This is a genomic window from Antarctobacter sp. (genome assembly GCF_034670325.1).
Lineage (GTDB): Bacteria > Pseudomonadota > Alphaproteobacteria > Rhodobacterales > Rhodobacteraceae > Antarctobacter.
Genome location: NZ_JAXMNR010000007.1, coordinates 55,571 through 78,572 on the forward strand (window position 1 = coordinate 55,571; position 23,002 = coordinate 78,572).

At 64.3% G+C, this 23,002-nt stretch carries 20 protein-coding genes and 1 riboswitch; of the genes, 10 read left to right on the top strand and 10 right to left on the bottom strand.

Going from position 1 to position 23,002, the window contains the following annotated elements:
* Positions 1-87 precede the first annotated feature (87 nt).
* The 4 genes from VOI21_RS17515 to VOI21_RS17530 all read right to left on the bottom strand — a co-directional run bounded on the left by VOI21_RS17515 (position 88) and on the right by VOI21_RS17530 (position 1,562).
* Positions 88-468: a M10 family metallopeptidase C-terminal domain-containing protein gene (locus VOI21_RS17515; protein ID WP_416358989.1), complete on the bottom strand. Its 381-nt coding sequence runs from the start codon at positions 466-468 to the stop codon at positions 88-90.
* Between the two features lie 18 nt (positions 469-486).
* Positions 487-717 (bottom strand): hypothetical protein, encoded by a 231-nt coding sequence (locus VOI21_RS17520; protein WP_323771247.1) that lies wholly within the window; start codon positions 715-717, stop codon positions 487-489.
* A 112-nt stretch (positions 718-829) separates the two neighbouring features.
* Positions 830-1,138 (bottom strand): hypothetical protein, encoded by a 309-nt coding sequence (locus VOI21_RS17525; protein ID WP_323771248.1) that lies wholly within the window; start codon positions 1,136-1,138, stop codon positions 830-832.
* 124 nt (positions 1,139-1,262) lie between these two features.
* Positions 1,263-1,562 (bottom strand): response regulator transcription factor, encoded by a 300-nt coding sequence (locus VOI21_RS17530; protein ID WP_323771249.1) that lies wholly within the window; start codon positions 1,560-1,562, stop codon positions 1,263-1,265.
* Positions 1,563-1,610: 48 nt separating this feature from the next.
* Between VOI21_RS17530 and VOI21_RS17535 the strand changes: the two genes are divergently transcribed.
* The 4 genes from VOI21_RS17535 (at position 1,611) to VOI21_RS17545 (ending at position 3,004) form a co-directional block, all read left to right on the top strand.
* Positions 1,611-1,934, top strand: coding sequence for a hypothetical protein (locus VOI21_RS17535; RefSeq protein WP_323771250.1), 324 nt, complete (start codon positions 1,611-1,613; stop codon positions 1,932-1,934).
* 23 nt (positions 1,935-1,957) lie between these two features.
* Positions 1,958-2,167, top strand: coding sequence for an ATP-binding protein (locus VOI21_RS24235; RefSeq protein ID WP_416358985.1), 210 nt, complete (start codon positions 1,958-1,960; stop codon positions 2,165-2,167).
* On the top strand, positions 2,164-2,499 hold the full coding sequence (locus VOI21_RS17540; protein WP_323771251.1) for a hypothetical protein: 336 nt from the start codon (positions 2,164-2,166) through the stop codon (positions 2,497-2,499). Before VOI21_RS24235 ends, VOI21_RS17540 begins: the two co-directional genes overlap by 4 nt.
* 130 nt (positions 2,500-2,629) lie before the next feature.
* Entirely contained in the window at positions 2,630-3,004 is a 375-nt protein-coding gene (locus VOI21_RS17545; RefSeq protein WP_323771252.1) for a hypothetical protein, read from the top strand.
* A 23-nt stretch (positions 3,005-3,027) separates the two neighbouring features.
* Here VOI21_RS17545 and VOI21_RS17550 read toward each other — a convergent pair whose 3' ends face one another.
* The 4 genes from VOI21_RS17550 to VOI21_RS17565 all read right to left on the bottom strand — a co-directional run bounded on the left by VOI21_RS17550 (position 3,028) and on the right by VOI21_RS17565 (position 11,064).
* The gene (locus VOI21_RS17550; RefSeq protein WP_323771253.1) at positions 3,028-6,165 is read right to left on the bottom strand and encodes an efflux RND transporter permease subunit; all 3,138 of its coding nucleotides are present in this window, start codon (positions 6,163-6,165) and stop codon (positions 3,028-3,030) included.
* Positions 6,162-7,505 (bottom strand): efflux RND transporter periplasmic adaptor subunit, encoded by a 1,344-nt coding sequence (locus tag VOI21_RS17555; RefSeq protein WP_323771254.1) that lies wholly within the window; start codon positions 7,503-7,505, stop codon positions 6,162-6,164. The genes VOI21_RS17550 and VOI21_RS17555 overlap by 4 nt, the downstream gene beginning before the upstream one ends.
* A gap of 134 nt (positions 7,506-7,639) precedes the next feature.
* The gene (locus tag VOI21_RS17560; protein ID WP_323771255.1) at positions 7,640-9,235 is read right to left on the bottom strand and encodes an acyl-CoA dehydrogenase family protein; all 1,596 of its coding nucleotides are present in this window, start codon (positions 9,233-9,235) and stop codon (positions 7,640-7,642) included.
* Complete coding sequence (locus VOI21_RS17565; protein WP_323771256.1) at positions 9,232-11,064, bottom strand: feruloyl-CoA synthase; 1,833 nt, start codon at positions 11,062-11,064, stop codon at positions 9,232-9,234. Before VOI21_RS17565 ends, VOI21_RS17560 begins: the two co-directional genes overlap by 4 nt.
* 128 nt (positions 11,065-11,192) lie before the next feature.
* Between VOI21_RS17565 and VOI21_RS17570 the strand changes: the two genes are divergently transcribed.
* Complete coding sequence (locus VOI21_RS17570; protein ID WP_323771257.1) at positions 11,193-11,684, top strand: MarR family winged helix-turn-helix transcriptional regulator; 492 nt, start codon at positions 11,193-11,195, stop codon at positions 11,682-11,684.
* 46 nt (positions 11,685-11,730) lie between these two features.
* Here the strand turns inward: VOI21_RS17570 and VOI21_RS17575 are convergent, their stop codons facing one another.
* Positions 11,731-12,945, bottom strand: coding sequence for an FAD-binding oxidoreductase (locus tag VOI21_RS17575; protein WP_323771258.1), 1,215 nt, complete (start codon positions 12,943-12,945; stop codon positions 11,731-11,733).
* Positions 12,946-13,083: 138 nt separating this feature from the next.
* Positions 13,084-13,289, top strand: a riboswitch (cobalamin riboswitch).
* 118 nt (positions 13,290-13,407) lie between these two features.
* Here VOI21_RS17575 and VOI21_RS17580 point away from each other — a divergent pair.
* Positions 13,408-13,710 carry a hypothetical protein gene (locus VOI21_RS17580; RefSeq protein ID WP_323771259.1) on the top strand — a complete coding sequence of 101 codons (303 nt, stop codon included), beginning with the start codon at positions 13,408-13,410 and terminating at the stop codon, positions 13,708-13,710.
* A 51-nt stretch (positions 13,711-13,761) separates the two neighbouring features.
* Here the strand turns inward: VOI21_RS17580 and VOI21_RS17585 are convergent, their stop codons facing one another.
* Entirely contained in the window at positions 13,762-16,074 is a 2,313-nt protein-coding gene (locus VOI21_RS17585; RefSeq protein WP_323771260.1) for a mechanosensitive ion channel family protein, read from the bottom strand.
* 400 nt (positions 16,075-16,474) lie between these two features.
* Between VOI21_RS17585 and VOI21_RS17590 the strand changes: the two genes are divergently transcribed.
* The 4 genes from VOI21_RS17590 (at position 16,475) to VOI21_RS17605 (ending at position 22,983) form a co-directional block, all read left to right on the top strand.
* The gene (locus VOI21_RS17590; protein WP_323771261.1) at positions 16,475-18,214 is read left to right on the top strand and encodes a PIG-L family deacetylase; all 1,740 of its coding nucleotides are present in this window, start codon (positions 16,475-16,477) and stop codon (positions 18,212-18,214) included.
* A 160-nt stretch (positions 18,215-18,374) separates the two neighbouring features.
* On the top strand, positions 18,375-20,792 hold the full coding sequence (locus VOI21_RS17595) for an FAD-dependent oxidoreductase (RefSeq protein WP_323771262.1): 2,418 nt from the start codon (positions 18,375-18,377) through the stop codon (positions 20,790-20,792).
* Positions 20,789-22,336: a trimethylamine methyltransferase family protein gene (locus VOI21_RS17600; RefSeq protein WP_323771263.1), complete on the top strand. Its 1,548-nt coding sequence runs from the start codon at positions 20,789-20,791 to the stop codon at positions 22,334-22,336. The genes VOI21_RS17595 and VOI21_RS17600 overlap by 4 nt, the downstream gene beginning before the upstream one ends.
* A complete protein-coding gene (locus VOI21_RS17605; protein ID WP_323771264.1) occupies positions 22,336-22,983 on the top strand; it encodes a TetR/AcrR family transcriptional regulator in 648 nt (215 codons plus the stop codon). The genes VOI21_RS17600 and VOI21_RS17605 overlap by 1 nt, the downstream gene beginning before the upstream one ends.
* The last annotated feature ends 19 nt before the right edge of the window (positions 22,984-23,002 follow it).

The following is a 23,002-nucleotide window of genomic DNA, read 5'->3' on the forward strand; positions in this document are numbered from 1 at the left end:
TTTTGCTGTCGGGTCTTGTCGGACGCTGTGCGGGGGGCAGGGCGACATCGTTGCCATCGGCACCCCCCGCGCCGGGGGCGGTGTGGATCACAAGGCAAAATCATCCGCTGTCAGTCCGGTGACACTCGCCACCAGAATTTCGGCCTCCGGGGCCAGATCGGTGTCTGTGCTGATCTGGACGCCACTCGACCCATTTATCGCCTCGACCACCCGGACCTGATTTGACCCGGTGAAGGGGCCGCTCTCGACAAATGTCAGCGTCCCGGTTGCCATGCCAGACAGGTCGATCTCATCAGCTTTAAGCTCGAAGTCCAGTATCTGATCGCGTGTCGCCCCGGTGGCCGTCTCGGTCGTGGATGCAACCACAAAGACATCCACCTCTAGTCCCCGGTCAAGAAATCCTGCCCCACCGGTCAGACGGTCTGCCCCGGCGGCGCCGTTCAGAATGTCGTCCCTTGCGAACAGCAGGTCATTGCTGCCGCACGGCTAGCCAAGCTGCCGTTGCAGGCTGTCGAACGCGGCAGAATCCGTCTTATCCGGCAGATCGACCGTGCCGGGTGCATGCCCTTCGGCCACGCCTTTGCACCCCAGCTTGAGCGGGTCGCCGAAATAGCTGCCGTCTAGGTCGATGATCCAACCCAGATCGCTGCCGGAAAAATCCAGTTTGTCGGATTCCGTGCTGGTGGCGGGTTCTGTCCGGTCGCTGCCGTACGGCAACAACCAGTCCTGTTGCGTGATCTCGACGGTATCGTCGCCGCTGCCGCCTTCGATATTTGTGCGGCCCTGCGCTGGACGGATCAGGTCATCCCCGGCGCCGCCATCGTAATCGTCATGGACGGTAAAGCTGTTCTGCGGTGTCCCAGATCGGGCGAGAGTTGCGCATTGTGCCGATGAACAGATCGTTCCCGGCCCCGGCGACAAACAGCTTGTGCCCAATGGTCGAAGGGTCGGTGGGGTCATAATTCACGCCGGTCGCAACCAGCGTGTCATTGCCTGCATCCCCCTTCATCAGGTCGGTGCCCTTGCTGCTGACCAGTTCCAGCGCGTCAATCGCGCCTCCGACCGCGTCCAATGAGGTCTGCGCCGCTTGTTTTGTGTCGTGAACATTGTCGTCCAAAAGGGAAAGTTGGCCGGGCATTGGAATGTCTCCGTCAAATCAAGGGTCCGGCAATCCGGATCTGCCCAGCACCTATGGACCAGCATGACCGGAATGGATGGGGTGCATCGCCCATTCGACGGGTGTCTTTGACAAAGATGGCGCGTTACAGGTCCGGCGAGGGCGCGATCAGGCCCTCGCGCAGCGCATAGGCGATCAGTTGCGCAACCGAATGCATGTCGAGTTTCTGCATGAGGTTGGTTCGGTGCCGGTCAACGGTCTTGGCGCTGATGCCTAGAATTTCGGCGATTTCCCGGTTCGACCGACCCGCTACAATCAGGTTCAGCGTCCGGCGTTCACGGTCCGACAGGGCTGCGGCAGGGGGCACATCCTCCAGCATCCGCCGGAACACCTGCGCGAAATGACGTTGCCTGCGCGCGATCTGCTGGAGGCAGAGCGGAATCATGCCCGCATCCGCGAACTTGCGGGTAACCGCAGGTTGCAGTTGGCGGGCATGTCCCACGATAGCCGCCAGCCGCTAGGCGCGTTGCGCCTGTCGATCAAGGGCATGGCGCGCGACGCGCCGCAAGAGGCGCAAGACGCACCTCGGCAGGACATGGCAGACCAAACCTATCCCTCTCCGGTGTCGTTGGTGCAAGAGTCCGTCGGCCAGATGTTCAGCGACGAGGCGCGGGCCAAGGGGCTGGACCAGCGCATCTTTCCAAGGTCAGCGCAGATGCGCGTCCCAACCCTGCAGCTGATGCGTACTTTGTCAAACCTTGTGTCCAACGTGGTGAAATCAACCGATCAGGGGAGGGCCTTGTGGGTGTCCGCATAGGCCGGGAGCACCTGTAACCGCTGGTGCTGGACACCGGTTCTGGCATGAGGCCAGAGAATCTGGTGCGGAACCGGCAAGCTTGGCAATCGGGGGCGGACGGCACCGGGCACGGGCTGGGCCTTGTCATCTGTCACCAGCTTGCGGCGCAGAACGGGCTTGATCTGACGGGTGTGTCACATTCCGGGAGGGGCACGGTGTTTTCACTGCGGATGCTAAGGGCGACGGATACATGATGCGACCCGATGGGGGGGGTCTATTGTGCGCCGTCCTGTGGCCCTGTGCGGGCGGAAATGCCCAGACCACCGCGCCGGGCGCGGGGGCCGTCACCCCGCTTGAGGTGCAGGCGTTCACCCCTGCGGATGCCAACCGTGACGGGTTGTTGAGCTTTTCCGAATTCCGGCTGTTCGTCCGGCAGATGGCCGCCGCGGGGCAGTCCACGGCGATCACCATTCGCACCTTCGGGGCCTGCCGGCTTGCATACCGAAGGGGGGATGCGGACCGCAACGGTCTGGCCACTCCCGGTGAGTTGCGGCGCGCCGACACCGGCTTTCGCGCGGAAAACTGAGGGGCTGGGGTCGCGCAAAACCCAGCCCCGAATTGGGGGATCACCCCCATTCGGGGCCTGCGGACCCGGTGCTATCCTTGACGCGGTCTGCCGGGGCACCGCACCCGGCGTTGCCAAGGATCGCGCCCCCATGCGCCCTCAAGTCATTGCCCACTGCAGCGCGATCCTGTTGGTGTTGAACCTTGCCCCTGCGGTGTCGCCAGCCGACCAGCCCGATAGCTCTTGGCGGATTGCTGACAATCCGCATGCGGCGCTTGTCAGCGGCACCTATGTCGGCCACTGGCGCGACGGCCCGCCGTTGGTCGAGACCGTGCAGATGGTCACGCCGGACATGATCACGCTGCAACGGCATAACTATGCTTCATCGCCGGTGACCTTACGTCTGGTCGCCCCCGGCGTGTTCCGGGACCGGGACGGCAATCTGCTGACCCTCGTCTCGGCCACGCGGCTGATATGGACCGACCGACAGGGGCAGACCACGGTGACATACGACCGGGCCGACTGATCTTTGAACAGGGCCGCCCCGGCTCAGGAGGAAGGGGCCGCCGCCTTGACTGGGACCGGGGCCCCGGCGCTGTCCTCGTCAAACCGCCCGATCCATTTCCGCACGCTGACCACGTCGAAATAGATCGACAGGACAGAGGGGAACACCAGCACCACCAGCACCATCGACGCCACAAGGCCAAAGGCCACGGACACCACCAGCGGCACCAGAGTCTGCACTTGCGGGCTGTTGTCCAGAATGATCGGGATCAGCCCCATGAAGGTGGTCGAGGTCGACAGCAGGATTGGCCGGAATCGATCCCTGACCGCGTTCAGCGAGGCCGAGACATAGTCGTCGTCCGTCAGGTGTGTCTGGAAGAAGGTCAGGAACAGGATCGAATTGTTCACCACGATCCCCGCCAGCGAGGCAAAGCCGATCAGGCTGGGCATCGAGATATCCATGCCAAGCCCCCAATGCCCCAGAATGGTACCGATCAACGCAAAGGGGATCGACAACATGACAACCACTGGCAGGCTGTAGGACCGGAACTGAAAGGCCAGCACCATGTAAACCCCGACCAGACCCAGCAACAGCGCCGACATCATCGAGGATTGCGATTGCTGCTGTTCCTCCGTCGCGCCGCCGATCTTGATCTGGACGCCGGGAAACGCCTCTGCCAGTTGCGGTGCAAGCTCATCCAGAACGACGTTGGATATGGCGGTCGAGGTGGTCACACTGCGGTCGATCTTGCCCTGAATGCGGGCCACGGCCATGCCGTTCTTGCGCGTCACTGTGGGATAACCCGCCGAATGCGTCAGGTCCGCTACCGTGGACAGGCTGGTCAGGACGCCGCCCGCCAGAACGATGGGAAACCGCTCCAGCTCTGTCAGGCTGGTGACGGTGTCGGCCAGTTGCACCCGCACGGTGCGGTCGCTGGCCCCAAGGCGGAAGCTGTCGGTCTCGGACCCCTCGAAGGCGTCGCGCAATTGGGCGGACAGGGATTGCGGGGTCAGCCCGATGGAATAGCCGTAGTTGTTCAGTCGGATCTGTACCTCGTCCCGCCCGCCATAGAGGTCCTGAAACGCCTCGGTGACGTCATCGCGGGCCAGCAGTTTGGTCAGCAGCACCCCCGAAGCCTCTTCCAGTTCCCCCAGATCGCGTCCCAGCAGTTCGACATCCAGATCCAGCCCGCCGGGGCCGGTCTCTGCTTGCGAAAAACTGATCTGGACAATGTCGGGCAGGGGGCCCGCCGCCACGCGCCAAGCCTCCAGGACGTCGTCGGCCAGCACGTTGCGCAATGAGCTTTCCAGCAGGTCGACGGTGATCGTCGCGGTGTTCGACCCATTGTCCGACACATCGGCGTTGACGGCGTATTGCACCAGCACCCGCTCGACCAGCGGCGCGCCGCCTTCGGTGCCGGGGGTCAGTTGCGCGTTCACCTGTTCCAACCCGCGCAACAGTTGGTCCACTGTCGCCACGGTGCGCTCGCGCGCGATGCCAGAGGTCAGCGACACCCGCGTGACCATCGTATCGCTTTCCGTCGCCGGAAAGCCGATCACCTTGATCTGGCCAGACGCGATCAGCCCGATCGACAGGATCAGGGCGGTAATCACGGACCCGAACGTCAGATACCGCAGCCGGACCAGCGCGCTGGCCAACGGCATCACCAGCCGCTCCTTGAACCAGTCCAGCGCGCGGGCGGCGGGGCGGGTCTCATGGGCGTCGGGATCGACCTGACCCACGTGGCTGAGGTGGTTCGGCAGCAGCAGGAACCCCTCGATCAGTGACAGAGACAGGGTGATCAGCAGAACCATCGGAATGAACTTGAGGATCTGACCCATCTCGCCAGAGAGGAACATCAGCGGGCCAAAGACGCAGGCGGTGGTCAGGAAAGAGGACAGCACGCCCGGCAGAACCTCCATCGTGCCGCGCGCGGCGGCCTCTAGCGGGGGGACACGGCGGCGCCATTTGTCGATATTCTCGGCGATCACGATACTGTCGTCCATGATCAGGCCTACGGCCATCAACAGGGCAATCAGGGTGATCATGTTGATGGTGATGCCCAGCACGCTCATGACAAAGAGCCCGCCCAGAAAGGACACCGGCAGGGCGGCGGAAATCCACAGCGCCTCGCGCAGCGAAAAGAACAGCCACATGGTCACAAAGACCAGCACCAGGCCCATGCCGATGTTTTGCAGGATCAGGGTCAGCCGTTCCTCGATCAACTCTGTCATGTTGTTGATCACGGTAATCTCAAACGGGTCGGGCCATGTGGCGCGTTCTGCCTGTAGAACCGCATCGACCCGTTCGTAGACGCGGATGCTGTCCTCATCGGCAGATTTGGAAATCGAGATGATCGCCGTCTGCACGCCGTTGATATAGCTTTGCCGGTTCTCGTCGCTGTCCACCAGTTTGACGCTTGCCAGATCGGACAGACGCACAAGCCCGCCGTCGGCGTTTTCGATCACGATCAGGTCTTCGAGATCGGCCACGGTGCGGCTGGCCCCGACATACCGAAGGATCAGGCTAGACTCGCTGAGGTCCGCGCTGCCCAGCGGCTGGCGCAGGCTGCGTGCCTCGATCGCATCGACCAGATCGCGGCTGGACAGGCCAAAGCGGCGCAGCGCCTGTTGGTCAAAGGTCACCTGCAATTCGCGCCCGGTAATACCAGATACGGTGGCATCGGCCACGCCCTGCAAGGCCAGCAGCGTGTCGGCCAGTTCGTCCGCATAGGCAATCAGACCCTCTTTGCCGGTGATCCCGGAAATGGCGATCATCGCCACCAGATCACTGCGCGAGGCGATCTCGACCGCCGGAGTATTGGCGTCGTCGGGAAAGTCGCCAATGCCCGAGACGGCGGAAAATACGTCGTTGAAAAACTGGATGATGTCGCCACCTTCCTCCAGTTCCGCCGTCGCAGCTGCGCGCCCGTCGATGGACAAGCATTGGAAGTCGGCAAGCCCGGACAGGCCGGTCAGCGCGTCCTCCAGCGGGCCACAGACCTCTTCGTCCACGTCAACCGCCGATGCGCCGGGGTAGCCGACCGAGACGGAAACGCTGTCAGAGGTGAACTCGGGGAATGTTTCGCGCTCGATATTGCTGATGACCGAAATGCCCAGAATGCAGATCAGCGCCATCAACAGGTTGGCCGCCACAGGGTGGCGTACGAAGTAAGAGATCATTTGGATTCTCCGTCCACGTCGACCGGGCTAAGGGCCATGCCCGCGATGGGCGGGCGCGGCGCGGACAGGACCAGACGGTCGCCCGCGACCAGCCCGTCGCGTACAAGGATGCGGTCGTCTGCGACAGGACCCAGCACAACCGGCGTGATCTGCAGCCGGTCGTCGGCATCGGCGACATAAACAAAAGGGGTGCCGTCATCGGCCTGCTGAACCGCTGAGCGCGGAATGGCGATGGCGTCCTCTGGCGAGGTGGCCTCCAGCACTACGGACACGAACCCGCCGACGTTCAGCGGTGGCCGCCGGGCCGGGCCACCGGCCAGAAACGGGTCGTCGACGCGGACCGCGATGCCAATGGTGCCGGTCTCGCTGTCGATGGTCCCCCGGAACCGGATGATGTCCGCTGGATACCGGGCAGCCCCTCCGGCCAGATCCAGCCGCACGCTTGCGGTCACGCCGGACTGTTTGAGCAGGTCCACCACCTTGGTTGCGTCGACCTCTGTGGTTTCCGCGATGCTCTGGCCCAGCGACGTCTGGACCACAGAGGCCAGAACCTGCGGCTGGAACGAGGCCACGACCTCGACCGCGTCGATGGCATCCAGCGTCAGCAATTGCTCTCCGGTGCGGACGAACTGGCCAACCTCGACATTCGCCTCGGCCACGCGCCCCCGGAATGGGGCCGTCATGGTGGTGTTGCCCAACGCCCGCTCGGCCTCGGCCAGTTCGGCCTGTCGCACCGCCAGTGTCGCCTCTGCCGAGGCGCGCCGCGCCGGGTACAGGTCCAGCGTGTTGGTCAGCTGCGTGACCGCGTTTTCCTGCGCCAGCAAGGCTTTGCGCGCCGTATCCAGTGAGGCCGCGGTGCTGGTGCCCCGGTCAACAAGGTCACGGACCCGGTCGAATTCCGCCTGTGCCACGACGCGGATGCTTTCCTCCAGCGCCAGCAGGCGGCGCGCGTTTTCCTCTTCGCGGTCCAGTTCCGTCAGTGCGGCCTCTGCGGCGGCGATATTGGCGCGCGATTTCTGGATCGCCAGATCGAAGTCGGTCTTGTCGATCTGCACCAACAGGGTGTTTTCCTCGACCAGTGTGCCCTCGGCCAGATCGCCGACAAGATCCAGAATCCGGCCGTCCACCTGCGTCACCGCCGTCCAACTGTGCATCGCCGCGACCCTGCCATAGCCGGTGGCGGACAAGGGCAGGGCCCCTGCCTTGACCGTCATCACCCGAACGGCAAGCCGGGCTTCTTCGCGTGTTTGCGGCTGGGTGTCCTGACCGCTGGTCATCCACATGAAACCGGCCACACCAAGCGCGAGGGGCGGCAGCAAAAGCAGGGGTTTCAAATTCATCGGTCAAGGCTCCAGTCTGGCTCGGGACGGACCCCCGGCAACATACGACCGGGGTTATACGCATCGGGCGGCAATTTCCGTCGCGCAACCCATGCCAGCCGCACAGGCAAAGCGCAAAGGTCGAATTGCCGCCCTCAGCGATCCTGCTTCAGCGCCCAGTCCACCCCGGCCTCGGCCTGCGCCATCTGGGCGGGGCATTGCGATAGCCACAGGTCCAGCGCCCGGTCGGTCTGTGCAGACATCCCTTGCAACCGGACGGCCAACACGGCGCTCTGGACGCACCACGCCGCGCGCAGGACCCCATCGGCACCATAGAGCCGCGCCGTGGTATCCGCCGCCTTCAGCCGACCGATCAGGTCCGCGAAACGCGCCAGCAGCGGAGGCACAGCTAAATCGTCGGGCGCATCGCCGGGAAAGGCGTCAAGCGCGCGGTCATCCTTGAGCAGGCGGCGCAGCACAAGGTCCTGCGCCTGCATCCCGGTTGTCCCCTCGTAGATCGTGGTAATGCGCACGTCGCGGAAATGCCGCTCGGCGGGCCATTCGCGGGTATAGCCCGCCCCGCCCAGCACCTGAATTGCCGCGCTGGCGTTGTCCTGACCCAGTTCGCCGCCAAAGGTCTTGGCCAGCGGCAGCAGAACCGGGGCCAGCGCCGCCGCCTGTTTGCTGCCCGCCTTGGCGGCATCCAGCGTGCAGGCGGTTTCCAGCACCAGAGCGGCCAGCAGCAGGGCGCGGGCCTCCATCAGCAGCAGTTGCCGGTCCACGTCGGGGTGCGCGGTGAGGGGAACGGCGGGTGCCGCGGGGGTGCCGCCCTGCCGCCGGTCCTGCGCATAAGACCGGGCAAGGCGCGCGCAACTGGCGGCGACACCTGCACCTTGGGTGCCCACCTGCAAACGCATCCGCTCGATCATGGTGAACAGCGCCGGTAACCCGCGCCCCGGCGCGCCGATCATCGTGCCGGCGGCATCCTCAAATCGCAGCACGCAAGTCGGAGAGCCATGCAGCCCCAGCTTTTCCTCGATCCGCTCCACATGGATGCCATTGGACACGCCGTCGTCGGTGACATTGGGCACAAGGAACAGCGACAGCCCGCGCGTCCCCTCTGCCGCGTCGCCGGTGCGGGCCAGCAGCAGGTGGCCGATGCGGTCGGTCATGTCCTGATCGCCGAAACTGATCCAGCATTTGGTCCCGGAAATGCGCCAGCCGTCGCCCTGTGGCTTGGCCTTGGTGCGGATGCGGCCCACGTCCGATCCGGCGTCCGGTTCCGAAATACAGATGGTTGCGGCCCATGTGCCGTCCGCCAGCCGGGGGCACCATTCGGCGGCCAGATCCGGCGCGTTGGCCGCAAGGCAAAAGGCGGCAGCGCGGCTTGAACCCGGCAGCATCATAAAGGGCAGGGCCGCCCCCTCCAGAGGCAGGGCGGCGGCGACGTGCAGCGCCAGCGGCAGACCCAAGCCGCCCAGATCGTCGGGCAGATCGGCGGCCAGCCAGCCGCCGTCACCCAGCGCGCGATAGGCCTCGCCATAGCCCTCTGGTGTCCGCACTCGGCCATTGTCGACCCGACATCCCTCGGCGTCGGCCCGGGCGGCCAGCGGCGCCAGCGTTTCTTCGGCCAGCTTGAACGTCTCGCCAAGAATTTGCGTTACGGCCGTGTCGTCCAGCCCGGCAGAGGCCGACTGCGCGGCCCATCCCGGTGTGCGGGACAGGATCTGTGCCAACAATTCCGGCGTCATGACGTCACCTCGATCACGCGCGGATCCTCTCCCCAAAGCGAGGCGACAAGGTCCGCCCGCTGGCGCAGCACCGCGCGTTGATTGATCGAGCCTTTGTCCGTCACTTCGCCCTTGTTGAAATCCAGCGGCACCGACAGGAACATCATGCGTTTGACGCGGCTGGCAGAGCCGGTGGCCCGGCTGGCGTGGGCCGATAGCCGGGACACGGCGGCGGCGCGCACCGCCGGATGGTTCAGCAGCGCCTCACCGTCCAGATCCACGCCCGCGATCTCGCGCAGGGCGGCCCGGTCTGGCACCACCAATGCGCCCAGTTCGGTATGGCCTTCGCCCGCGATCACACAATCGGCGGCGATCCCGCCCAGATCATCGACCAGCTTGCCGCGCAGCGGCCCGACAGCAACCCAAGTGCCCGAGGCCAGTTTGAAATTCTCTGCCAGCCGCCCGTCGAACAGCAGCCCCTTGCCGGGGTCGTCCGGGTCGGCGAACCGGAACGCATCGCCAAAGCAATAGAACCCTTCGTCGTCAAACGCCTCTGCCGTCAGATTGGGGTTGCGCCAATATCCCGGCGTGATCGAGGGGCTCTTGATCCGCGCCTCCAGCTTGTCGCCCTGCGGCACCAGTTTGACCGTCACCCCATGGGCGGGCAGGCCGAGGTTGCCGGATTTCTCCTGCCGCTCGCAATTGATCATCGCAAAGGGGCCGGTCTCTGTCGCGCCGAAACCGGTGGTCAGCAGCACCCCGCCCGGCACCATCTGGTCTGCCGCGCGGGTCAGACGGTCCCAGACCGGCTGGCTCATGCCTGCACCGGCGTAGAACATCATCTGCAACCGCGCGAAAAAGGTCTCGCGCAGCTTGTCGTCCGTCTCGAACGCGTCCAGCAACATCTGGTAGCCCAGCGGCACGTTGAAATACCATGTCGGAGAGACCTCGCGCAGCGTCTCGATCGTACGTCCGATCCCGTCCGGCGTGGGGCGGCCATCGTCGATGTAGTAGGTGCCGCCATGGCAGAGCACCATGTTGAACACCTTGTTGCCAGAGGCGGTGTGGTTCCACGGTGCCCAGTCGACGACCACCGGCGGTGTCTCTGTCAGGAAAGGCCAGGCCTGCCGGACCATCTGCTGGTTGGAACAGAGCATCCCTTGGGTCTGGACCACCGCCTTGGGGGTGCCGGTGGTGCCGGAGGTGAACAGGAACTTGGCCACGGTGTCGGGAGTAATCGTGGCATTGGCCGCCTCCATCCCGGCGCTGTGGGCGGTGGTGGTGAGCGTCTCGAATGCGTACATGGCGCACCCCGGTACGCTGCCACGCAGGGAGGCCACCGGGATATCGGTGCCAAAAACCTCTGTGATTGCGGCGGCAAAGGGCGTGGCGTCCTCGGCAAAGATCAGGCCGGGCGTCAATTGACCGGCAATGTTGCGCAGTTTGGCATAGTCGCCGCCGGACAGCGCATAGGCGGGGGCCAGCGCCGCCGAGGGCACGCCGACATGCTGCGCCCCCAGCGCCATCAGCGCATGGGCGTTGGAATTGCCCGACAGGATCAGCACCGGGCGGTCCGGTCCCAGCCCCAGCGCCACCAGAGCCGCGCCGATAGACCGGATGCGGTCAAACGCCTCGCCATAGCGCAATATCTGCCATTCCCGGTCGGGACCGCGCTGGGCGATCCAATCAGCCTTGGGTGTGGTTTTGGCCCAGTGGGCAAAACTGTCGGAGATGCAGCGTGGGTAGGACGCCAGAGGCGCGGCCTGCGACAGCAGGATGGTTCCGTCGGGACGTCTTGTGATGTTCAGCTTTGGGTCCCAGAATGCAACGAGCCGTTCAGTATTGGCCATGTTTCCTCCTCCATGACCGGAGGTGGATTGCCCTCCATGTCGGCGCTGAACTTGACTCGAAATGGATAAATTGTCTACTAGGAAACAATAATGATATCGCAAACAGCGAAACAGGGGAGGCCATTCATATGATTGATGCGCCCGAACATGCCGCCGAAACTGTCGTGCGCTATGGCCGTCTGTCGGATTCGCTGGGCTTTCTGTTGCGGCTGGCGCAGTTGCAAAGCTTTGCCGATTTCTTTCGTACCTTTGAGGGCGAAGAGGTCAGACCCGGCGAGATTTCGGTACTGATGGTGCTCTATGAAAACCCCGGTATCCGGCAGGGGTTGCTGGCCCGCGCGCTTAGCATCAAGCGGGCGCATATGACCAAGATGGTCCGCCAGATGGAGGCCGACGGGTTGATCACCCGCCGCGTCCCCGAGGATGACAAACGCGCCATGGAACTGCGCCTGACCGCTGCGGGAGAAACGCGGGTCAAGTCGCTGATGCCAATCTTCGCCGACCACGAGTCGCGCGATGCCCGCGATCTGGAACGGACCGAGGCCGCTGAGTTGAAACGGCTGTTGCGCAAGATGCTGGGCGTGGCGCTGGATCAGGGCAGGGCAAAGCCGGACCCGTGACGCGCCCAAGCGGCGCGCGTCACGGGTCCGGGCCTGTCATCCGCGCCTAGATCACGGCCGTTTCCACCGCGCGACGCTTGCTCAAAATCCGTTCGAACCGCATCGGGGACAGGTCGAGGCTGCGAAACCCGCCATGCGTGATCAGTTCCGCGATGGCCCGCCCCATGGCTGGGGCCTGTTGCAAGCCGTGGCCGGAAAATCCGTTCTGGAACAGAAGGTTGTCCACCTCCGGATGCGGCCCTACGATGGCGTTCTGATCCAGCGTGTTATAGGCGTAATGGCCCACCCATTCGGTGATAACGCGGATCGCCTCGAACTGCGGAATGCGGGCGGCGATGATCGGCCAGACGTGATCCTGCCAGCGGTCGTGATCCATGCGGAAATCATCCGGATCGACAGTCAGATCCTCGGCGGGGGCGGCCCCTGCCATGTAGGTGGTCGGTCCGTCCTGCCGGGTGTGCACGCCTGAGGGGTCGATGGTCAGCGGCAGCGCGCGGTCCAGCGGTTTTTCCGCCGTATAGACCCAGTTAAAGCGGCGTCGAGGTTCCACTGGCAGGGGGATCCCCGCCATCGCCGCCGTGCGCGCGGCGCGCGGGCCTGAGGCGTTGACCACATGGCCGCAAGAGATGATCTCACCGGAGGCCAACGTGACAGAGGTCACGCGCGCCCCGTCGCGTGTCATGGCCGCAACCTCGTTGCCGATATACTCGACCCCACGGCTGCGTGCGGACCGGCGCAACCAGTCGAACAGGGTGCCACCGTCCCAGTAGCCCTCATCCTTGGTGTTGATCGACCCCAGCAGAATGTCGTCCAGCGCGTAAAACGGATAACGCGCCGCGATTGCGTCAGGTGTCAGCAGTTCCGTCTCGGCCCCGACGCTCCGCTGCATCCGCGCGTTGGCCCGCAGCTCATCCGCAAAGCGCGGATTGTCCGCAAGGTAGAGATAGCCGAAATTCTGCACCGACAGGCGCGGCGCACGGGCATCGCCGATCCGGTCCGGCAGGTCCTTGATAAACGCGGCGGTGAACTGTGAGATTCGCACGTTCAGCGGGTCGGAAAACTGTTGCCGGATGCAGGAGTAGGTGTGCGCGGTCGAACACTTGGCATAGCTGGGGTCGCGTTCCACCACCAGAACAGAGCCGTCGAAATCCGGGTTTTCGGTCAGGAACCACGCGGTCGATGATCCCATGATCGCGCCGCCGATGATGATGACGTCATAGGCCGTTTTGGTGGGCGCAGAGGGAAATTGCAGGGTGGCCATCTGGCAAACGCTCCGTCCTCGGGCAGGGATATGCCACCGGCGCGCAATACCGTCGGGGCATGAGACTGCATAGCCGGGGCAAGAGCGGTTGACCATATCCCCGCGGCGCGCGGACCGCTTGACCGGGGCGTGCGCCTGCGCCACTCTGGCGGCGATGGTGACCACGCCCTTCGCGTGGACGAATAGGGAATACGGTGCGGGGCAGGCTCCCAAATCCGTGACTGCCCCCGCAACTGTAAGCGGCGAGCCATCCCGTAAACACCACTGGGCCATCCGCCCGGGAAGGTTCGGGACTGTGCCTTGACCCGCGAGTCAGGAGACCTGCCATCGCCGGACCCGTCATGGGTCCGTTTTTCACTGAACCCGGGCGGGGTGCTCCGGAGATGCGAGGACCCATGGCGCTTTACGGCCCACTGACATCGCTGATCCGATCCGCAACCCGTCCTTTGCGCGGAGGGCGCGATGTCGATCGAACTTGTCCTGACACAGTTGCAATGCCGGGCGGATACCCCGGAACGGGCGCATGAGCTGGGCTGCATGGGCTACATGCAATGGCTGGGAGGCCTGCCCGGATGCGCCAGCTATGAGGCAGAGGCGGTGCGCGCATGGCGGCGCGCGCAGCCCTTTGCCCAGACCGATCCGGCGGTGGCGGTCTTTTGCGCGCTGCTGGATGCATCGCTCCGGCACCCGCTGCGGGCGCTGGACCTGACGTTGCCACGGGCCCAGCGGCGCGGCGGGGCGCGACAGCGACGTCTGTTGCTGTGACGCCCCCCCGGGCGGGGGCGTCCCCGCCCGGCGTTCCACAAGGGACGCGTGTCAGGCCGTTGCGTCCTGTCCCGTCTCGGGCGTGGGGCGCGCCAGATGCACCGTGTGCGTCGGAAAGGCAAAGGCGACGCCGATCTCTTCGGCCAGTGCAAGGATATCGAGGATCAGCGCCTGTTGCGCGGTGACCTGCGCGTCGTAGGTGAAGACCTTGAAATGGCCCCACAATTCGATGTCGATGCTCTGCGGTCCCAGCGAGGTGATTCCAATGGTGACGTTGTCGGTGTCGGCGTCCGGCTGTTTGTGATAGATCTCTTTCAGCCGCTCGACAAACCGCGCCAGACGGTCACGCGGCGTATCGTAGGTCAGCTGAATTTGCATCTTTACCTTGCGCCGTCGACGACTGCCCCAGTTCGAGATCACCTGATCGGACAGTTGCGCATTGGGCATGATCATCAGCGTATCGTCCAGTGTCCGCAGCCGGGTCGAGCGCAGACCGACCGTTTCGATCACCGCCAATGTCCCCGCCGCCTCGATCATGTCGCCCTTGCGGAAGGGGCGGTCCGACAGCAGGATTGCGCCGCCGATGATGTTCGCCACCGTCTCGCGCGCGGCAAAGGCCACGGCAACACCGCCAATGCCCAGCCCGGTCAACACACCCTCGTAGGGCAGGCCGACGACATCCGCGCAGGCTATCAGCGCCCCAAGGATCACCAGCAGTTTCAGCAGCCCCTGCGCGAGGGACAGGACAATTTCGTCCGTATAGGCAGAGGTGCGCGCCGCCTGAACCATCAGCGCGCCAAAGACCAGCGATACGGTGCGATAGGCCAGCGCCGCCATGGCAAGGATCAGCAGCACCGCCGACAGCGCCGAAACCGGGCCAAAAGCGCGCAACGTCAGGCCGAACCGCTCACTGGCATCCAGAAACAGCAGCGCCGCCAGCAACAGTCCCGCCGGTCCGGCCAGTTGCGCGACAACGGTGGCCAAAACCCCGCTGCCTGATCCCAATGTCCGCACCGCGCGCCACGCCAGCGCCAGTGTCAGGGCCATTGCCAGCAGGTAACCCGCCAGCCCGATCCACTGCCAGACCTCCAGACCCAAGGCGCGGCGTTGCAGCCAGCCAGACCATTCAAGAACCGCCTGCCGCGTGGCAAAATATTGCGACAGCGGCGGCGGTGCGCTCAGGCCGGGTGCCAGCGGCATCCGTTCCAGCGCCTCATACAGCGCGGGCAGCGCCTCCATCGTATCGCGCGAGAACCGCCAGAGACGCTCGACCGGGCGACCCTCATCGTCCCTGATGTCGGTCGGCGCGATGGTGATCTCTCCCAAAGGATGCCGGTAGTAAGGATAGGGCAGCGGGCGCGCCGGATCGTCGGGGATTTCTTGCCAGACGACATAGCCGATCCTGTCGATGCTCCGCTTGAGATAGTCTGCCATCAGCGCCCCCTCGGCGCGGCGCAGTTGGCGCGGTACGTGGTCAAGGTCCAGCGCGCGCAAGGCCCGCACGCCGCCCGCGCCATCCCAGTCCTTGGACCCAAGGATAAAGTCCATCATCACCATGCGCGGAGACCCGGCCCGTGCCTTTTCCAACGCGTCCAGCGTCTCATGCCCGCGCGCCCGGATCAGCCGCGCCAGATCGGCCTGAAGGATTGGACCGGGCGGCACCACCAGCCGCCACAGGCCCGCATCGTCCAGCCGGAATATCAGCTGGTAAGTCGTGCCCGACCCGGCCGGACCGATCTCAAAGTGTAATTCGGTGCCCGGGTCTGCCTCGGCGGCGGGCACCGGCGCATCCCAGAGTCGAAAGGTGGATATGTCGAGGATATGCCAAAGCGCGCGCCGCCGCCGGTCATGATCCGAAGAATCGCTTTCGGGGCCGTCATAGGCCAGCAGCGGCTCTATCCAGCGCACTTGCCCCTCGCGGGCATGATATTGCGCGTCGTTGCCCGCGGCGAGGATGCTGCGCAGGGTCGCCTGCGGGGTCGCCCCGCTCCACCATGCCGGGCGTTGCTGTTGGGCGATCCCGGCGCGGTGGCCGTTCCACCAGTCGCCAGAGCCGAAACGCCCGGCAAAGCTTTGGCCATCCTGAGCCAGCACAAAAACGAAATCGCCGCTTTCGCCTGCCTCTTGCCATGTGCCCCGCAGAACGCCGTCCTGCGTGGTGCCGGTAATCCGCCCGTCACCGGGCTGATAGGTGCCGTAGACCGCCTCTCCGCGCTGCTCCAGAAGGACAAAAGCCTCTCCGGCGGACCAATAGGTTTGCCAATCTCCGGGCCATCCGTCTTGCGCCGCACTGTGGCGGGGCAGGGCGGCGCACAGGCCCAAAATCAGTAACAGCAGCGGTATCCGGCGCAGGTCCAGAGGCATTGGTCTGTCCTCAACAAGGTTCCCACGCAGCTTAGGTGCAATGCGCCCCGCTTCAAGCACCCTGCGCCCGGCCATGCTCCCGGTTTTCTGCGATTCGGCTGGACCAATGGCCAGTTGCACGGCCGGAATGTTGCGAATTGATCACTTTGGCGGTGCGGACAAAACGCGCGCGGATCAGCGCAAGGGATTGAAACAACGATATTTCAGGCTGAGGTCGCGCCCCTGAACAGTGTGTTTCCCAAATGGGGCGGAAATCGCCACCAGATTGCAAACAGGTCCGTATAGGCTGCGCCCATTCGAGTAACGCTGTTTTGTGGCAATTTCGGGGCGTTTTGGCCCCATGATCTAAGTATGAGCTCCCGGTGGATGCGATCCGCCCTAGAAAAAGGGACAACGTGCGATGACGCTGCCAGCGCCGACCGGAACATTTACAGGCCCTCTGCGAATTGACGTCGCGGTGCAATATGACGGGCTGGGCGCAGGACCGTCGCAACCCTTGGTTGCGCTGGGCGCAGACGGTGCGGGCGCGCGCCTGACCCTTGGCCAGCTTGGGGCCAGTGACGATCTGTATTTCGAACTTGTGCAGGGCGGGTCGGTGTACCGGCTGGTGGCCGATGATGCGCTGGTTTCCGGTGAAACCGCCAGCTTTGCCGCCGTGATCGACGAAGATGGCGTCATGGCGCTGTTCAAGGATGACACGCTGCTGGCACAGATGCCCGCCGAGGTGCCGCTGGCGCTGCCGGTTGCGGATCTGCGCGGCGCGGCCACGCCAAACGATGCCACGGTGATCGACCTGACCATCGAGCCGATCAGCCCGGCCATGGCCGGGGGCGATATGGCGATTGTCGCGCATCCCGACGATGACCTGTTGTTCATGAACCCGCATGTGGCCGAGACCATCGCCGATGGCGACCCGATGACCACTGTTTACCTGACCTCCGGCGATGCCGGGGGCGATGCCGCCTATTGGGAAGCGCGCGAGATGGGGGCCAAGGCCGCCTATGCCCAGATGGCTGGTGCCGATCCCGCCGACTGGGTGGATGAGACCGTGACGCTGGACGTGGATGGCGTGGCCTGGGAGGTGCAAAGCAGCTACCTTGCCGATGATCCGCAGGTGCGGTTATATTTCCTGCGCACGCCGGACGGGATCGACGGCGGCGGCACCGATACCTATGGCTTCGGCAGTCTGGAGCGGCTGCTGGAGGGCGAGGCCGATCAGATCACCACGGTGGACGGCCTTGTTTCCTACGCCACCGAGGATCTGACCAAGGTACTTGGCGCGATCATGACCCGGCACATGCCCGAAGACATCCTGTTGCAGGACGACAGCAGCGAGATCGAACACAGCGACCACGTCCACACCACCGAACTCGCCGAGGCGGCCCTGCCGCTGTATGGCGAGGACGTGACGGTGACGCATTTCACCGGGTACAACAGTTGGGCTGAGGAAGAGAACCTGACGGCGGATGAGGTCGCGCTTGTGACTGGCGTGTTCGAGACATACGCCGCCTATGATCCGCTGGTGACAGACGACACCGGCGCACTGCGCGAACCCTATACCGACTGGGTGCTGCGCGAATACGTGACCGAACAATACAGCATCGTTGACGGTGAACGTGTGGACGGTCCATTGCCCGAAGAGGACCCCGACCCGGTGGACCCCGACCCGGTGGACCCCGACCCGGTGGACCCCGACCCGGTGGACCCCGACCCGGTGGACCCCGACCCGGTGGACCCCGACCCGGTGGACCCCGATCCGGTGGACCCCGATCCGGTGGACCCCGACCCGGTGGACCCCGATCCGGTGGACCCCGATCCGGTAGATCCAGATCCGGTTGACCCCGTCCCATCGGGCGGTGACGCGTTCGGCCCGAGCGGGGCATTTGCCCAGTTTCTGGCAGGAAATGCCGGTAAATGGGGCGCTCCGACCGATCCGACACCGGACCCGGCCGATCCCATCGACCCAACACCGGGCCCAGTGGACCCGGCGCCTGTTGACCCGACACCCGCCCCGACCAGCGATCCTTTCGGGTCCGGTGGTTTGTATGAGCAGTTGATGCTGTCGAGCGCCGCAAAATGGCAGGTGCTCGACGCTCAGGACGAAGAGGACACGCTCGACGACCCTGTCGATGTGATCTGACCGACTCGACTCCTCTGCAAACAATCCAGATTTGCCCACCACGGCGGCGACGGGTCTCTGTCATGTCGCCTTCGGACCATGTTCTGGACATTTCTGTCTAGTGCTCTTTGAAAACGCCTTCTAGGCTCGCTTCAAACAGCTCAGACAGAGAGGGTCGGACATGAACACTCATTATCGCGTGGTCGTCATCGGCGGGGGCGTTGTTGGCGCGTCCGTCCTCTATCACCTTGCGAAATTGGGCTGGAGCGATGTCTGCCTGCTGGAACGCGCGGTCCTGACGGCAGGGTCGTCGTGGCACGCGGCGGGCGGCATCCACGCGCTGAACGCGGACCCGAACATGGCCGCCCTACAGGCCTATACCATCGACCTGCTGCCAGAGATCGAACAGGAATCCGGTCAGAATATTGGCCTGCATATGACGGGTGGGCTGACGTTGGCGGGGACACCGGACCGCTGGGAATGGCTGCAATCGGCCTACCGGGTGTTTCAGTCCATCGGCATTGAGGATTGTGAGTTGCTGACCCCGCAAGAGGCGCAGAAACGCTGCCCCATCATGTCCACCGATGGCATTCTGGGCGCGATGTGGGCCGACCGTGAGGGCTATCTGGACACCACCGGCACCGTGCATGCCTACGCGGGGGCCGCGAAAAAGCGTGGTGCCACGGTCCATGAACATACCAAGGTGCAGGCGCTGGAACAGACCGCCGACGGCTGGAAAGTGGTCACCGATAAGGGCACAATCACCTGCGAACATGTCGTCAACGCCGCCGGTCTCTGGGCGAAACAGGTGGGCCGGATGGCGGGCATCGAACTGCCTTTGTCGCCGCTGAAACACCACTATTTCATCACCGACACCGTACCGGAAATCGCCGCACTCGATTTCGAGGTGCCGATGACCGTCGACCTTGAGGGGTTCACATACACCCGTCAGGACCAGAACGGGCTGTTGGTGGGCATCTATGAGGTCGACCACGAACACTGGGCGATGGATGGCGCGCCGTGGGACTACGGGATGGAGCTGTTTCAGGAACAGACCGACCGTATCGAAAAAGAGTTGATCTGCGCCTATGAACGCTATCCGGCGTTGGAAAACGTCGGGATCAAGACATGGGTCAACGGCGCCTTCACTTTCTCACCCGATGGCAACCCGCTGGTCGGCCCGGTGCGCGGCAAGCGCGGCTATTGGTCGGCCTGCGCGGTGATGGCGGGCTTCTTGCAGGGCGGGGGGGTCGGCAAGACGCTGGCCGAATGGATGATCCATGGAGAGCCAGAGGCCGACGCATGGTCAATGGACGTGGCGCGCTACGGCGATTACGCGCAGAACAAACGCTACATTCAGGAAACCACGGGGCAGTTCTATTCGCGCCGCTTTGTGATGACCTACCCGAACGAACAACTGCCCGCGGGCCGCCCGTTGAAGACCGCGCCAGCCTACACGGCGATGTCCGACGCGGGCTGCAAATGGGGCGTCAGCTGGGATCTTGAGGTGCCGATGTATTTTGCCCCCAAGGGGTTTGAGGAAACACCGACGCTCAAGCGGTCCAATGCCTTTGACATCGTGGGCGCGGAATGCCGCCACGTGCGCGACAAGGTCGGCCTGATCGACATCACCGGGTTCTCAAGGTTCGAGGTGTCCGGCCCGAACGCCGAAGCCTGGCTCGACCGGATCATGGCGTCGAAACTGCCTGCGCCGGGGCGCGCGAAACTCGCCCCGATGCTGGAACCGGGTGGGCGGCTGAAGGGCGATCTGACCATTTTCAACTGGGGCGACGGCACGTGGTGGATCATGGGCAGCTACTACCTGCGCGCATGGCACATGCGCTGGTTCGAGGACCACATGGACGATTGTGTCAGCGTTCGAGATCTGGGCGAAGAGACCTGCGGCTTTGCCCTGACCGGACCGCGCTCGCGCGCCGTGATCGACAAGATCTGTGCAGGGGCCGCCGATCTGCCCTTCATGGGCTGTGCCGCGCTGGACGTGGGCCTGTTCCGCGCGCGGGTGGCGCGGATGTCGGTGGCGGGCGAGTTGGGGTACGAGATCAACGTGCGGTACGGCGATCATGTAAAGCTGCGCGAATTGCTGTTAGAGGCGGGGGCCGATCAGGAGATCCGCGAATACGGCTTCAACGCCATGCTGTCGCTGCGGCTGGAGAAGTCATTCGGCATCTGGTCGGCGGAATTTACCCAAGGCTACACCCCCGGAGAGACCGGCATGGACCGCTGGATCGACTGGGACAAATCCGATTTCATCGGCAAACAGGCGGCGATGGCCGAACGCGACACCGGGGCGAAACGGCGGATCGTGACGCTGGAGGTGGACAGCCGTGACGCCGACGCCAGCGGGTATGAACCAGTCTGGAAAGACGGCGCAAAGGTCGGTTTTGTCACTTCAGGTGGATACGGTCACACGCTGGGCAAATCCTACGCTTTGGCCATGGTCAGTGCCGATGCGGCGGCAGAGGGCACAAACCTGTCGGTCCACGTGGTCGGCGTCGCATGTCCCGCCCGCGTGATTGCGTCCTCACCCTATGACCCGGCCGGCAGTGCCATGCGGGGCAAGCCGGTGAAACCTGCATGAGTACGCTTGCGGAAAACTCGGGCCGCCGTCGCCGCAAACGCGGCGGCGATACCCCCACGGTCAAGCGCACCGTCAATTACCGACAACTCAAGAACCCCTTCACCCCGCAAACCGTCTTTACCGAGGACCGCGTCGCCGTGATCCATGACACCGCGCTACGGGTGCTGGAGGAATTGGGCATCAAGGTACTGCTGCCCGAAGCGCGCAGGCTGTTTGCGCAAGCGGGCGCAAACGTCGACGAAGACACCCAGATGGTCCGCATCGGCCGCGACATCGTCACGGCGGCGCTGGCCTCCGCTCCGCGTCAGTTCACCCTGCACGGTGGCGCGCACGAGCGGCACATCGACATGCAGTTGGGCAGTCTTGCGTTTCAGTCCGGGGCAGGGGCACCCAACTGCTCTGACATGGCGCGCGGGCGCCGCCCCGGCACTCTGCGCGATGTTGAGGAACTGACCAAGTTGGTCCAGCATTTCGACGCCATCCAGATGTTGTCACCGGGGGTAGAGCCGCAGGATGTTCCCATCCACCTACGGCACTACGCCTTTACCCGGATGCAGCTAAGTGTCTCGGACAAGGTGCCGTTTGTGTTCTCTCGCGGCACGCCGCAGGCGCTGGATGCCTTTGAGATGATCGCGCGCTTTCGCGGGTTGTCCGACGATCAATTTGCGCAAAACCCGCATTGCTACACGATCATCAACACCAATTCTCCGCGTCAGATCGATATTCCCATGGCGCAGGGGCTGGTCGACTTTGCACGGCACGGGCAGCCCTCTGTCGTCACGCCGTTCTGCCTGATGGGGGCGATGGCGCCGGTCACGGTGGCGGGGGCCATCACGCTCTCCCATGCCGAGGCATTGGCCGGTATCACCCTGACGCAATTGGCCAAGCCCGGCGCACCGGTCTGCTACGGGGCCTTTGCCTCTAACGTCGATATGAAAAGCGGTGCGCCCGCCTTTGGCACGCCGGAACAGGTCAAGGCCAGCCTTGCCGCCGGTCAACTGGCGCGTCTTGTCGGCCTGCCGTGGCGCAACGCCGCCGGGTGTGCGGCCAACACCAACGACGTGCAGGCCGCGCATGAGACAGAGATCAGCGCATGGGGGGCGCTGTTGTCGGGGGCCAGCATCATCATCCATGCCGCAGGCTGGATCGAGGGCGGGCTGACCGTCAGCTATGAGAAACTCATCACCGATATGGAGATGGTTCAGGTCATGGCCGAACTCTGCGCGGCTACCCCTTCGGACGACGCCGAAATCGGGTTTGACGCGCTGGCAGAGGTGCAACCGGGCGGGCATTTCTTTGGCTGCGCGCATACGATGGAACGCTACGCCACCGCCTTTTACGAACCTCTGGTCGCGGACTGGACCAACTTTGGCACCTGGACGGAACGCGGCGCAAAAGATGCCAACGACCGCGCGCTGGACCTCTGGCAGCAGATCCTGTCCGACCACCGCGCGCCCGCCAATGCCACTGGCGACCGTTTGGCGGCCCTTGACGCCTTCATCGCCAAACGCACGCAGGAGGGCGGCGCGCCGCCTGCCGACTGATGGCCGAAGACGATCTCCCCGGCAATATCAAGGTGACGCGCGCCGACTGGCTGCGCACAGCGATGGAGTTGCTGATTTCGGACGGCGTGCAATCGGTCAAGATCCTGACAATCGGCACCCGGCTTGGCGTCTCGCGCTCGTCGTTCTACTGGTACTTCCAAAGCCGTCAGGACCTGCTGGATCAACTGCTGGCGGATTGGGAGCGGACCAATACCGGCGTGATGATTGCCTACGCCGACCTGCCTGCGCCGACGATCACCGCCGCGCTCAACAATTTCTTTCGCTGCGTGGTCGACCCCGAGGGGTTCAATCATCAACTGGACTTCGCGGTGCGGGAATGGGCGCGGCGGGATGCCCGCGTGCGCGGCGTGATCGACCGGTCCGACACCGCGCGCCAGCAGGCGCTGGCACGGATGTTTGCCCGTCACGGCTATGATCCGGCAGAGGCCGATATCCGCGCCCGCGTCCTATATTATCAGCAGATCGGCTACTACGCGCTGGAATTGTCAGAGACCGTCGAAGAACGGTTAAGCCGGGTCGAAGGCTACCTGTATTGCTTCACCGGCGTGGTTCCGTCCAAGGAAGAAGTCGAGGACTTCAAACGCTTTGCGCGGGGCGTTGCAGGCGCACCCGCGCACCCTATCTGATAATCAGAATCCGCGTGTC